Genomic DNA, 12,846 nt, shown 5'->3' on the forward strand with positions numbered 1-12,846 from the left:
TGAAGGTGGCGCTCACAGCTTCTGCTCGATGGCCAGCGAGAAAATCCGCTGCCATCGGCGCGCCGCCCGCTCGTTCGACATCGGCACGAGCCACTCGCCGTGCCGTGAGTCCTTGACCTTCAGCGCGAGCCGCGCCTGTGCGTCGCGGCCCTGTGCTTCGGCGGCGAGCAGATCGGCGAAGATATACGCGCCCTGCTGGTCGCCGACGCGAATCTCGCAGAGCCGCTTGTCCGCCGCGAGCCGCACCGAGCCCCAACTGCCCTTCAATTCGTGCGTCCAGTCGCCGTCGCGCACGTTCGGCGCGACTTCGCGGCGCCGCTGCCGCCAGTACGCGAGCGCACCGGCGATCAGCAACGCAACCAGCACAGCCACACCCTCCGCCACCGCCAGCCCGAAAGCGGCCTGCAGCGCATAAAAGGCACGCACCGCGCCGTACCCCAGCGCGATCAGCGCAATCAACGCAACGACAATCGGCATCGCAAACTCATCTGGCAAAACGTTTTTAGTCGGCTAGCGCGGGCAAACGCGACACCGCGCACGGCCCCTCACTGCCCCTTATGCGCGGCCGCCCACTCCTTGAGCGCGTTCAGCGTGTTCTCGACATGCTTGTCGGGCGACAGGCTCGTGTACTCGTAGATGATCTTGCCGTCGGGCGAGATCACGTACGACACGCGATTCGCCATGCCGGCCGTCAACGGCATGGCCGCGTCGTACGCATTGATTACCTTCGCGTCGGCGTCGGCCGCGACCGGAAATTTGCTGCGGCATTCGCTGACCGAAAACTTCGTCAGCGTATCGATGTTGTCGTGCGACACGCCGATCACCGTCGCGCCGTACTTCTTGTATTCGTCGACCGCATCGGCGAACTGGTGCGCCTCGATCGTGCAGCCCTTCGTGAACGCGGCCGGATAGAAGTACAGCACGACCGGGCCCTTCTTCAGTTCGTCGGCGAGCGAATACGTGTAGGTCTTGCCGCCGAGCGAGGCCTCGGCGGTAAACGTCGGCGCCGTATCGCCGGGCTTCAGGGTTGCCGAGGCGAGCGGCGAATGCATTGTGAATCCGAACGCCATGATGGCGGCCAGTACCGCCGGTATGTGTTTTGTCTTCATCTGCTCCTCTACGCGTGAGCGCACGCAATTGATCGGGTCCATCGGAGAGAGCTTCGGCCGACGTCACAGGCCGTCGCTGAACTCCCTATTGGACCACGGATGCGCACGCGGCGTGGCTCGTCGCCCGGATCACAAGGCGAATCGAAAGGGTGCGGCGCGCGAGCTCGACGCATCAAACGCCCAATTCCGCCACGTGCGCGCCGAACCACGTCGCCGCCGACAGGTTCAGCTCCGACAGCACGTCGGGCGTCAGCGCGTGTAAGCCCGCCGCCGTCGCGACCGGCGCCGCGTCGCCGCCCTCGCCCGCGACCTCGGCGATCAGCAGCAGCGCGCCCAGCTCGCCCTTGCGCGCGACGATCGCGTCGCGAATCTGCGGCGCGAGGCCGAGTTTCTCGAGCACCGCGTCCGGCGTGCTGTCGAGCACGATATGCACGAGCGAAAAAATCCCGGTCATGAACGCGGCGTCGGCGAATTCGCCGTCGGCCGGACGCAGCCAGGCCGCGGCGAGCTCCATGAAGCGCGAGCGCGTCGCCGCCAGTTGCACGAGCGGATCGGCGCGCCACGGCAGGTCGCCGGTATCCGAGTACAGGAGCAGTTGCGCCCAGCGCGCGATCTGCCGCGTGCCGGTCGCGATGATCGCCTCGCGCAGCGACGCGATGTTGCGCCCGAGGCCGAATGCACTCGAATTGACGAGCCGCAGCAGTTGCACGACCACGCCCGGGTTGACCTTCAGCTCCGCCTCGAGCTCGACGATGCCGGCGTCGCGCGACAGCAGCGCGAGCAGTCGCAGCAGGCCCGGACGTAGCGAGCGGTTGCGCGGCGCGGCCAGCACCTGCGGCCGCGCGAAGAAGTAGCCCTGGAACAGATCGAAACCGAGCTCGTGGGCGAGCGCGAAGTCCTCGCGTGTCTCGACCTTCTCGGCGAGCAGCGTCTTGCCGTGGCCGCGCAGCGTCGACGCGAGCTCCGCGACGGCGCGGCGCGGTGTCTGCAGGAAATCGATCTTGACGATGTCGGCGTACGGCAGCATCGCGCTCAGCTCGTCGGACAGATCGTGCACGTCGTCGAGCGCGACCTGGAAGCCGGCGCTGCGCAACTCGCCGAGACGACGGGCGAGCGAGGCGTCGTAGCGCACGGTTTCGAGGATTTCGAGCACGAAGCGCTCGGGCGGCATCAGATGGACGATGTCGCTAAAGAGCAGCGCGCGATCGATATTGACGAAGCCGCGATGCTGGCCGAGCACGGCGGGTACGCCGATTCCGCCGATCGTGCGCGCGACCACCTGCGCGGTGGCCTGCGTGTCGTCGCTGATTTCGGCGTAGTTGTACGTTCCGGCACGGAACAGCAGCTCGTAGGCGTGAAGCGCGCCATCGCGATCGAGAATCGGCTGGCGGCCGACATAGACGTACTGCGGGGCAGCGTCCAGCTCCCCGTGCTCACGATAGCCGGCCGATGCGCCGGCGAGGACATCACGCACCTCGACGTCCCGCGGGACGGGCCGTGGGGCTCTGGCGGACCTGACGACGGGGCGTTCGGACATGGATCATCAGTGCAAGGTTCGGAAAGTCTATGCAGCGCGACGTCATCAGCGTCGCCAAATAAAGGGGATTCGCCGTGTTAACGGCCGCGAAGCGGCGTCACTTTAACCGAATCGTCCCGGCGACGGCGCCGGGCTTCTCCTTACCAGATGTTTTTCTCCACGGGCCGCTAAAGATTTCCCCGCATGCGTCGTTATCTCGTTCTGATGGGGCGGCCTGCTATCTCCTGGCCGCCCGGAGCGGCGGACAAGCAGCCCCGCCCGCGGACGAACCCAGGTTGCCAGCGACAAACATGGAAGCGAACACGATCACCGCGCCCCGCCGGGGCTCCTTGCGCACGGTCATCGACCGGCTGCGGGCGTTCGGCCGGCGCGAGGACGACGGCCAGCCGAGCAGCGCGAACCGCCCGCCCCCACTGGAACAGGTGGTCGGCGCGGTCGATCTGCTCGCGCACGTCGACGATGCGCTGCGCTTCATCTACGTGTCCGACGCGAGCCTGCGCTTCATCGGCTATCACCGCGAATACCTGAAAACCGCGACGCTGCACGATCTGGTCGCGCCCGCCGACGTGCCGCGCCTCGACGCGCTGCTCAAGCTCGCGGCGGCCTCGGGCAACGTCGAGAAAGCGACGCTCGGGCTCGTCAAGTCGCTGACCTATCCGATCACGGTCGAGCTGCGGGTCGTGCGCAGCAGCCACGACGGCGTCGACGGCTACGCGATCGCCGGCTTCGACGTGTCGTCGTGGCGCGCCACCGAAGAGCGCCTGACCCAGGCGCTGCATCTGGACCGGCTGACCAGCCTGCCGAACCAGTCGGGCTTGCTGCACGCGTTGCTCGACGCGCAACAGAAGGCCGACGCGCACGGCACGCCGGTCGCGCTGTTGCTGCTCGATCTCGACGACTATCAGCGCGTGAATCGCGCACTCGGCTACGACGCCGGCGACGAGATGCTGCGCGACACGTCGCGGCGCCTGTTGAACATGACGAGCCCGAACGAAACGATCGCGCGCGTCGCCAGCGACGAGTTCGCGATCCTCGTGAAGCCTGCCGCGAGCCGCACCGACGCGGCGGCGGCCGCCGAAGCGCTGGCGCGGCGTCTGTTGACCGCGATCCAGCAGCCGTACGTGTTCAAGGGTCAGCAGGTGCACCTGTCGGCCAGCATCGGCATCGCGCTATACCCGGACGTGCGCCACGCCAACGACACCGGCGGCCACGACACGCACCTGCTGCGCTGGGCCGACCACGCGCTGTTGCAGGCGAAGGCCGCGGGCGGCAACACGCTGGCGTTCTACGTACCCGACGACAACCCGGCCGACGCCGAGCGCCTTAAACTCGAGGCCGACCTCTACGACGGCGTACGCAACGGCGAGTTTTCGCTACACTTCCAGCCGATCACGAGCAGCCGCACGCGGGGCGTGGTCGGTGTCGAGGCGTTGATTCGCTGGACGCATCCGGTGCATGGCCTCGTGCCGCCGTCGATGTTCATTCCGCTCGCGGAGTCGATCGGGCTCATCAACTTTCTCGGCAACTGGGTGCTGAAGGTCGCGTGCATGCAACTGATCCAGTGGGACGCGAAGGGCATTTCGCTGCAGTACGTGGCCGTCAACGTGTCGCCGCAGCAGTTTCGCGATCCGCGCTTCAAGGACTCGGTGCGCGAGGCGATCGAGCTGACCGGCATCGATCCGCGCCGCCTCGTCTTCGAGATCACCGAAAGTCTGCTGATGCACGACCCGGCGCACGCGAAGGGCTTGCTCGAAGAGCTGACTGCGATGGGCATCCGCTTCGCCGTCGACGACTTCGGCACCGGCTATTCGAGCCTCGCGTACCTGCAGCGTTTTCCGCTCGCGAAGCTGAAGATCGACCGGAGTTTCGTCGAGAATCTGCTAACCTCGCGAAACGATCAGGCAATCGTTAGCGCTGTCGTCGGCCTTGCTCAGACGCTCGACCTCGAACTGGTAGCCGAGGGCGTCGAAACGGAAGCGCAACGCGCGTTGCTCACCGAGATGGGCTGCGATCACATTCAGGGCTGGCTCGTTTGCAAGGCGCTGCCGTCCGAGGAACTCGCGCAGCGCTTCGAATCGCGCGAGCTTCAGTTGCACGGCGCGTAACGGGCGATGCGGACACGACGCCCAGGCAGCGCAACAAGCCGGCTCACGACCGGCATGGCATTCACTGGAACACGTATGGCTTTTGCGGGACTCACATGGTAAAGGCGGCAGTGCTCGACCGGCTCTGGACGCGAATGAGCGAGCGCGGCGATTTCCCTATGCTGTCGCAATCGCTGCGCACCACCATGGCGGCAGTGACCAACGACGACCTCGACTTCACCGGCCTCGTGCAAGTGGTGCTGTCGGACTTCGCGCTCACGCAGAAGGTTCTGCGGCTCGCGAACTCGGCGATGTACATGGCGTTCGGCGGCAACATCACGACCGTGTCGCGCGCGCTGATGGTGCTCGGCATGGATGCGGTCGGCCATCTGGTCGTCGGTCTGAAGATCGTCGATCACTTTCATCAAAGCGCGCCGCGCCGCATCGACGCGAAACTCGAACTGAACCGCACCCTGCTGTCGGGCTGCGTCGCGCGCAAGCTGACCGAGCGCGGCGACCTGCGCGCCGGCGAGGAAGCGGTGGTCTGCACGTTGATGCGGCAGATCGGCAAGCTGCTGGTCGTGTTCTATCTCGACGCCGAATGGGACCAGATTCGCCGCCATATCGACGGCGGCGCACTCGAAACCGATGCGTGCGTGCTCGTGCTCGGCGTGACGTTCGATGAAATCGGCGCCGAAGCCGCGGTGCGCTGGCGCCTGCCTGACACGATCCGCTCGGGCATGGGTGAGTTCGATGCGGAGGATGCGACGCAACCGCGCCAGGTGCAGTGGCTGCGCGCGATCACCAATTACTCGACCGCGGTCGCCGACGTGCTCACCCAGCAGAACATGCCCGAGGGGGAGCGCGAGGCACGCATCGGCGAGCTTGCGCACGAGTACAGCAGCGCGCTGAACACCGACCCCGAGGTGCTGCTGCAGATGAGCGTCGCGCTAGCACGCGAGGATGGCGGCGACAGCGTGATGCGCGAGATCGTCGAGTTACGCGCGAATGCCGATGCGATCGCGCGCGAGGCGCTTACACCCGAGGCGCGCATCGAGATCGGGGTGAAGGATCTGCGCGACCTGCCCGAGGGCAGCCCGCTCGCGCCGGCGCTCGCGATGGCCGCCGAGACCGTGCTCGCGGCGCTCGGCTTCTCGCGCACCGTGGTGTACGTCAAGCACAGCAACGGATCGTTCAGGGCGCGTCTCGGCTTCGGGCCGAAGATCGACGCGGCGCTGCCGCGGCTCGCGTTCAACACCGCGTTCGAACCCGACGTATTTCATCTCGCGATCGCGAACTCGGTGGGCATCTTCATCGAGAATGCGCGCGATCCGAAGATGGTCGCGCGGCTGCCCGAGTGGTTCCGGCGCTCGTTCGACGATGCGCGCGCGTTCGTGCTGCTGCCGATCATCGACGAAACCGATCAGACGGTCGCGCTGCTCTACGGCGACTGGTCGCATACGCAGGAGGCGCGCCGCATCTCGCAGAAGGAGATGAGCGTGCTCAACGAACTGGCACGGGAGTTAGGACGTTTTTTCGGCCAGGGGCAAATGCGGGAAATGGAGACGATGTGAAGACCTGGCGTGATCGTTGATCACGCCGCTTCACGTCGATCCTTTCCGTGTTTGCCCGAAAACGATTTCATCCGGGCACCGTGTGGGGCTTTTACCCCACTCAATCCTCGATCCGCTCGAGCCCTTCCGCGCCGCGATCCGCGACGCCGGCCCATGCGCCGGCCGCGAGACCCATCTGCGCCACCTCTTCCACGGTCAACGGCGCAAGACGCTCGCATAGCGTGGCGACGCGCTCCCATGCGCCGCCTTCGAGCGCTTCGACCGCGCTCAACAGCAGACCCAGCCTGCCCTCGCGATGCAGGATCGCGGCCTGGATCGGCCGCGACAGCGTGAGGATGTTCAGCGTTTTTTCCAGCGAGCCGCCGAACACCGCATCGACGAACGAAAACACCCCGGTCAGGAAGGCCGCATCGGCTTCGTCGCGGCCCGCCTCGGGCATGCGCTCGATCGCGAGTTCCATGAAGCGCGCGCGCGTGGCCGCGAGTTGCAGCAGCGGATCGTCCTCCAGCGCGACCTTGCGGCCGTCGGCGTAGAGCAGCAGTTGCGTCCAGCGCGCGATGCGGTCGGTGCCGGTCGCGTTGATCGCGTCGCGCAGCGTCGTCACCTTGTGACCGACCGCGAGGCCGCTCGAATTCGCGAGCTTCATCAGATGCATGACGAGCACCGGGTTCAGCTTCAGCTCGGCTTCGAGCTGCGCGACCGTCGGGTCGCCCGCGAGCAGTTGCAGCAGATTGAGCAGCGCGTGGCGCGGCGCGCTGACGCGGCGCGTCGCCGAGCTTTGCGCGCGCGCGAAGTAATAACCCTGGAAGCGGTCGAAGCCGAGCTCGTGCACCGTTTCGAAGTCGGCCTGCGCATCGACACCTGATGCGAGCAGCAGCTTGCCAGCCGACTTCAGCACGCTCGCGAGCTTCGGCAGCAGCGCGCGCGGTGTGCGCATGACGTCGATCTTGACGACTTCGGCGTACGGCAGCAGCTTCGCGAAAGTCTCGTTGGGCTGCGTGACGTCGTCGAGCGCGAAGCGGTAGCGGCGGCCGTGCAGATACACGACACGCGCGATCAACGCGTCGTCGACTTCGAGCGATGAAGGCAGCTCAAACATGAAGCGCTCGGCGGGCAGTCTCAGGATCGCGTCGTCGAGCAGCAGCTCGCGGCTCACGTCGACGTAGGCCGGATGGCCGGTCAGCGCGCCGCGCACGTCGCCCTGCACGAGCCCGCGCACGATCGCGCGCGCGACGCGTTGCACCGGCGTGGGCGCGCGGCCCGGCAACGCGTCGGTTTCGGGAGGGAGATCGGTATTGGCTTGCGGGGCGATGCGGTCCGCGTCGGCGAGCGGCAGCTCGGGCGCACGCACCTTGATCTCATAGCCGCACAGCATGCCGTCCCGATTCAGAATGGGCTGCCGCGCGTAGCTGGCGGTGAGCGACGCGTCGTCGGTCGTGCCGCTGTGGCTCAGAGTCTCGATTGCGATGGTGGTCATTCCAGTCCCCGCTCGGCGCCTGGCCGCTATGTTCTGTTTTTCGCTGCACGTTGGCGCGCTTCTGTGACGTTGAAAGCTCCGTCGCGCGCCGCAGTGTGCGTCGCAATTTTATCGCAGCGTCATTGGGCACGAACAGGCTTACGAGGCAATATCTCGAAATATTTGTTGAACGTTTGCGACACGCGTGCAGAAAGCAAAACGGCCGCAACGAGCGGCCGTTTTGCACACTTCGATGCATTGTTACTTCAGCACGACTTTCACGTCGAAGTATTTGGCGGCGAGGCGGTCGATCGTGCCATCCGCCTTCAGCTCCTTCAACGCGCCGTTCAGCGCATCCTTCAGTGCCTTGTCGTTCTTGCGCACGCCGTAGCCGACACCCGCGCCGAGCAGCTTGTCGTCGCTGACGGCCGGACCGGCGAACTCGAAGCCCGCGCCCTGCGGCTTCTTCAGAAAGCCCTTCGATGCCGCTTCGGCGTCCTGGAACGATGCATCGAGACGGCCCGACGCGAGGTCCGCGTAGATCTGGTCCTGCGTCTGATATGGCACGACGTCGACCCCGGCCGGCGCCCAGCGCGCCTTCGCATAGGTTTCCTGGATCGTGCCCTGCAGCACGCCGACGTGCTTGCCCTTCAGCGATGCGGGCGTCGGCTGCAGAGCACTACCCTTCTTCGCGATCATCTGATTCGGGATCGTGTAGATCGGATCGGTGAAGTCGATCGCCTGGCGACGCTGGTCGGTGATCGTCATGTCCGAGTTGATCGCGCTGAACTTGCGCGCTTCGAGCGCCGGGATCAGGCCGTCGAACGAGTTCTCGACCCACACGCATTTGGCCTTCAGCTTCGCGCACACGGCATTGCCGACGTCGATGTCGAAGCCCTGCAGCTCGCCAGCGGGCGACTTCGATTCGAACGGCGCATACGACGCCTCGACGCCGAAGCGCACTTCCTTGATCTCAGCCGCCGACGCGGTGCCTGCCGTCAACACCGCCGTCGCGAACAGCGCGAGCGCGGCCAGGTTGGGCCAATTTTTCTTCATTACGGATGTTCCTTTTCGGTGCGGACTGAAACGGAGCCGATTCGGCGCGCACAGGCGGATTACGCCCGCCGCGCTTCGGTCTCGCGCGGCCGGCGTGACCAGTAGGTGCGACAGCCGCGAAGCCGGCGATTGTACATGGAACCTGTCTAGACAAGTCTGGACAGCGTGTCGGCGGTGGTGTCGACGACGAGCAGTCCGGCGCGCAGGCCGGGCTTGACCGTCGGGTTCGGAAACACGATGCGCTCCTGGTCGCGCTGCACCGTGTATTGATAGTCGCCGTCGCGCGCCAGCAAGCTGCCCTTCACGAGCGGCGTGAAGTTCGGCACGTCCGACGCGAGCAGCAGCTCGAATGCGTCGCTTTGCTTGGTCAGTTGATCGACGACGGTGAACACACGCGGCAAAGCGGCTTGCGCGTCGGCTTGCGTGTTGGCTCGCGAATCCACGCGCGTGCCGGCCAGCAGCGCGCGCACCGCGAGATCCGCGCCCTCGAAGCGCGTCAGGTCGTTCTCGCCGAACGGCCGCACCTTGCCGAGTTCGAGCGTGCACGCATCAGCGCCACACGCTTGCGCGGTGAAATGCGAATAGGTGTTGCCCTTCGTCGTGTGCAGCAGCACCGCGCTGATACGCGCGTCGCCGAGCCATTCGAACATCGCGCGCGAAAACGGCTTGCCGGTATGCGGCAACAGCGCGAAGCGCTCGAACACCGACGCGCGGATCGCCGTATGCATGTCGATATGCCAGCGCGCGCCGGGCGCGGCGGACGCGTCGGCGAAAAAGCGCGTCGCGGCCTGTTCGAGCGCGGCCGCGCGCGGCGCCTCATGACTGTGCGGCAGTTGCAGATGACGGCCGCTGAACAGCCGGTTCAGATCGTCGTCGCGATAGCGGCCGCCGTCGCGCATCGCCTCGATGTTGCCGAGAATCACGAGCAACCGGCACGCAAGCGCGGCGCGGCCCTGCGCGATATCGGCGACGATGCGCGACAGCAGTTCGATCGGCGCGGTTTCGTCGCCATGCACGCCGGCCGACACGAGCACGCTACGGATGTCCGCGTGCCGCTCCGCGGGCTCGATGACGAGCACACCGTCGCCCTGCCACGTCCAGCGCACGCCGTTTGCACACGTGCCTTGCGCTTGATGCGCGGCAGGCCGGGAACCCGCGAGCGTCCACGCGAGAAAATCATCGAGCATCGCGCTCGGGGCCGCCATTGCGTGCTCAGCGCTGGAAGTCATACAGCGAGCCCAGAGCGAGGATTTGCGTCAGCTCATCGAGCGCGGTGCGCGACTCGACCAGCAGCTTCGGATCGGTCAGATCGGCGGGTGCGAGACGATCGCGGTAGTGCTTGTCGATCCACGCATCGAGACGGCCGAACAGCGTGTCGTCGATCCACACACCCGGCGCGACCGCCGCGCGTTCGGTGTCGTCGAGTACGACGCGCAGCCGCAGACATGCGGGGCCGCCACCGTTCTTCATGCTCTCGCGCAGATCGAACACGAGCACTTCGTCGATCGGACCGCTGTGCGAAGTCAGCTCATCCAGATACGCGGCCACCCGCGGATTTTCGCGGCACTCCTGCGGCACGACCAGCACCTGCTTGCCATCGGGCCGAGTCAGTAGCTGGCTGTTGAACAGATACGACGTCACCGCATCGGCGACGCTGACCTGGGCGTCGGGCACTTCGATTACGTTGAACCCTGCGTGCATGCTCGCGAGCTTCGCGCGCAGCTCGTCGTACACCGCCTGCTGCTCGACGAACGCGAGCTGATGGCAGAACAGCGTGTTGCGATTGCCGACCGCGATCACGTCGTTATGGAACACGCCCGCGTCGATCACTTCAGGGTTCTGCTGCGCGTACACGGTCGCCGCTTCCTGCAAGCCATGACGATGCGCGACCGCGCGGCTCGCCTCGAACGTCTGGCGCGCCGGATAGCGCTTCGGTTCCGGCCCGCGACGATACTCGCTGCGGCCATACACGAAGAATTCGACACCGCGCGCCTTGTATTGCTCGCAAAAGCGCGTGTGATTCGCCGCGCCCTCGTCGCCGAGCGCGGGCGTGCCGGGCAGCGCCTCGTGCACGACGAAGCGGTCGGTGTCGCTGAACATCGCGCGCAGCGTGCGGCGTGTCGACTCATGTTCGATCGCGCGATGCAGCTTGCTGCACAGATTGGCCGGCGTGAAATGCACGCGGCCGTCGTGCGTATCCGCGGACGGGCTCACCGTCGCCGCGTTCGCGGTCCACATCGCCGAGGCCGAACTCGCCGCCGCGAGCAGTTCGGGCGCGTTGTTCGCGACGCGCGCGATCACCGAAGCATCGTCGCCGGAAAAACCGAGCTCGCGCAACAGACGCATCGACGGACGCTCCTGCGGCGGCAGCACGGCCTGATGAAAGCCGAGGTCCGCCAACTGCTTCATCTTGCGCAGACCCTGGCGCGCGGCGGCCTTCGGATTCGCGACCGACTTCTCGTTGCTCTGCGACGCGACGTTGCCGAACGACAAGCCCGCGTAGTTGTGAGTCGGGCCGACCAGGCCGTCGAAATTGGCTTCAGTGGCTTGCAGCATCGTCGATCCTTAGAATTGAAGGCCCGGCGAGACGCTCGCGGGCATGTTCAGTTGCGCGCTCTCGACCGAGGCCATTGGGTATGCGCAGTAGTCGGCCGCATAGTACGCGCTCGGCCGATGATTGCCGGAGCGGCCCGGCCCGCCGAACGGCGCTCCTGAAGAAGCGCCATTGGTCGGCCGGTTCCAGTTGACGATGCCCGCGCGAATCGTGCGCTGGAAATGCGTCCACAGCGCTTCGTCGTCGGCGAGCAGGCCCGCCGAGAGACCGAACTCCGTATCGTTCGCCCGTTCGAGCGCGTCGTCGAAATTGCGGTAGCGGATGATCTGCGCGAGCGGACCGAAGTGCTCCTCGTCGGGCAACTCCTTTACGTCGGTCACGTCGAGAATCGCGGGCGTGACGAAGCCGAGTTGCGGATCGCGCTGCTCCATTTTCAGCAGAGCCTTCGCGCCGCTGGCGAGCAGACGCTCCTGCGCGCTGATCAAACGCGAGGCCGCGCGCGCCGACACCACGGCGCCCATGAACGGCTGCGGCTCCGCGTTGTATTCACCGACGCCGATGCGCGCAGTCACTTCCGTCAGGCGCGCGAGGAAACGCTCGCCGAACGCATCGTCGGGCACGAAGATGCGGCGCGCGCACGTGCAGCGCTGCCCCGCCGACAGAAACGCCGATTGAATCGTGTGGTGCACGGCGGCGTCGAGGTCCGCGACCGGGCCGACCACGAGCGGATTGTTGCCGCCCATTTCGAGCGCGAGCACGATCTCCGGCCGTCCGCCGAATTGCTTGTGCAACAATGTTCCGGTATCCGAACTACCGGTGAAAAACAAACCGTCGATCTGCCGGTGATTCGCGAGTGCGATACCGGTGTCCTTCTCGCCTTGCACGAGATTGAGCACGCCGGCGGGCAGTCCCGCATCGCGCCAGATCTGCACCGTGAGCGCCGCGACGCCGGGCGCGAGTTCGGACGGCTTGAACACGACCGCGTTACCGGCGATCAGCGCGGGCACGATATGCCCGTTCGGCAGATGGCCCGGGAAGTTGTACGGCCCAAACACCGCCACCACGCCATGCGGACGATGCCGCAGCACCGCGGTGCCGTCGGCCATCGCCGAGCGCTTTTCGCCGGTGCGTTCGTTGTAGGACTGAATCGAGATCTCGACCTTCGCGGCCATCGAGGCCGCTTCGGTGCGCGCCTCCCACAGCGGCTTGCCGGTCTCGCGGCCGATCGCTTCGGCGAGCGCTTCCTTGCGCTCTGTCACGAGCGCGGCGAAGCGGCGCACCACCGCGCAGCGCTCGTCGAGCGTCAGCGCCGACCATGCGGCGAACGCGCGGCGCGCGCTACGTACCGCGCGATCGACGTCGTCCGCCGACGCGCTGTTGCCTTGCCACACCACCGCGCCCGTGCCGGGATTGCGCGATGCGAATACGGGTCCTGTGCCGGCGGCCCATTCGCCGTCGATGAAAAGCTCGCTCATG

10 protein-coding genes are annotated in these 12,846 nt (G+C 66.3%); 2 read left to right on the top strand and 8 right to left on the bottom strand.

What is annotated here, in order from left to right:
* Positions 1–12: 12 nt before the first annotated feature.
* The 3 genes from OKW45_RS25405 to OKW45_RS25415 all read right to left on the bottom strand — a co-directional run bounded on the left by OKW45_RS25405 (position 13) and on the right by OKW45_RS25415 (position 2,583).
* Complete coding sequence (locus OKW45_RS25405) at positions 13–477, bottom strand: hypothetical protein (protein WP_018418504.1); 465 nt, start codon at positions 475–477, stop codon at positions 13–15.
* A gap of 68 nt (positions 478–545) precedes the next feature.
* Positions 546–1,109, bottom strand: a complete 564-nt coding sequence (locus OKW45_RS25410) for a peroxiredoxin (protein WP_429471804.1) — start codon at positions 1,107–1,109, stop codon at positions 546–548.
* A 172-nt stretch (positions 1,110–1,281) separates the two neighbouring features.
* Positions 1,282–2,583 (bottom strand): EAL and HDOD domain-containing protein, encoded by a 1,302-nt coding sequence (locus tag OKW45_RS25415; protein ID WP_429471806.1) that lies wholly within the window; start codon positions 2,581–2,583, stop codon positions 1,282–1,284.
* 353 nt (positions 2,584–2,936) lie between these two features.
* Between OKW45_RS25415 and OKW45_RS25420 the strand changes: the two genes are divergently transcribed.
* A complete protein-coding gene (locus tag OKW45_RS25420) occupies positions 2,937–4,751 on the top strand; it encodes a putative bifunctional diguanylate cyclase/phosphodiesterase (RefSeq protein ID WP_429471808.1) in 1,815 nt (604 codons plus the stop codon).
* Positions 4,752–4,846: 95 nt separating this feature from the next.
* Positions 4,847–6,304: an HDOD domain-containing protein gene (locus OKW45_RS25425; RefSeq protein ID WP_018418508.1), complete on the top strand. Its 1,458-nt coding sequence runs from the start codon at positions 4,847–4,849 to the stop codon at positions 6,302–6,304.
* A gap of 100 nt (positions 6,305–6,404) precedes the next feature.
* Here OKW45_RS25425 and OKW45_RS25430 read toward each other — a convergent pair whose 3' ends face one another.
* The 5 genes from OKW45_RS25430 to astD all read right to left on the bottom strand — a co-directional run bounded on the left by OKW45_RS25430 (position 6,405) and on the right by astD (position 12,845).
* Positions 6,405–7,781: an EAL and HDOD domain-containing protein gene (locus OKW45_RS25430; protein WP_018418509.1), complete on the bottom strand. Its 1,377-nt coding sequence runs from the start codon at positions 7,779–7,781 to the stop codon at positions 6,405–6,407.
* Positions 7,782–8,021: 240 nt separating this feature from the next.
* Positions 8,022–8,816 (bottom strand): ABC transporter substrate-binding protein, encoded by a 795-nt coding sequence (locus OKW45_RS25435; protein WP_176365738.1) that lies wholly within the window; start codon positions 8,814–8,816, stop codon positions 8,022–8,024.
* A gap of 146 nt (positions 8,817–8,962) precedes the next feature.
* Positions 8,963–10,045 carry a succinylglutamate desuccinylase gene (gene astE, locus OKW45_RS25440; RefSeq protein ID WP_429471810.1) on the bottom strand — a complete coding sequence of 361 codons (1,083 nt, stop codon included), beginning with the start codon at positions 10,043–10,045 and terminating at the stop codon, positions 8,963–8,965.
* Positions 10,029–11,369 carry an N-succinylarginine dihydrolase gene (gene astB / locus OKW45_RS25445; RefSeq protein WP_429473355.1) on the bottom strand — a complete coding sequence of 447 codons (1,341 nt, stop codon included), beginning with the start codon at positions 11,367–11,369 and terminating at the stop codon, positions 10,029–10,031. The genes astE and astB overlap by 17 nt, the downstream gene beginning before the upstream one ends.
* 12 nt (positions 11,370–11,381) lie before the next feature.
* Positions 11,382–12,845: a succinylglutamate-semialdehyde dehydrogenase gene (gene astD, locus OKW45_RS25450; RefSeq protein ID WP_429471812.1), complete on the bottom strand. Its 1,464-nt coding sequence runs from the start codon at positions 12,843–12,845 to the stop codon at positions 11,382–11,384.
* Between the last annotated feature and the right edge of the window lies 1 nt (position 12,846).

Origin of the sequence: Paraburkholderia lebeckiae (genome assembly GCF_050436225.1) — a bacterium.
GTDB lineage: Bacteria > Pseudomonadota > Gammaproteobacteria > Burkholderiales > Burkholderiaceae > Paraburkholderia > Paraburkholderia tuberum.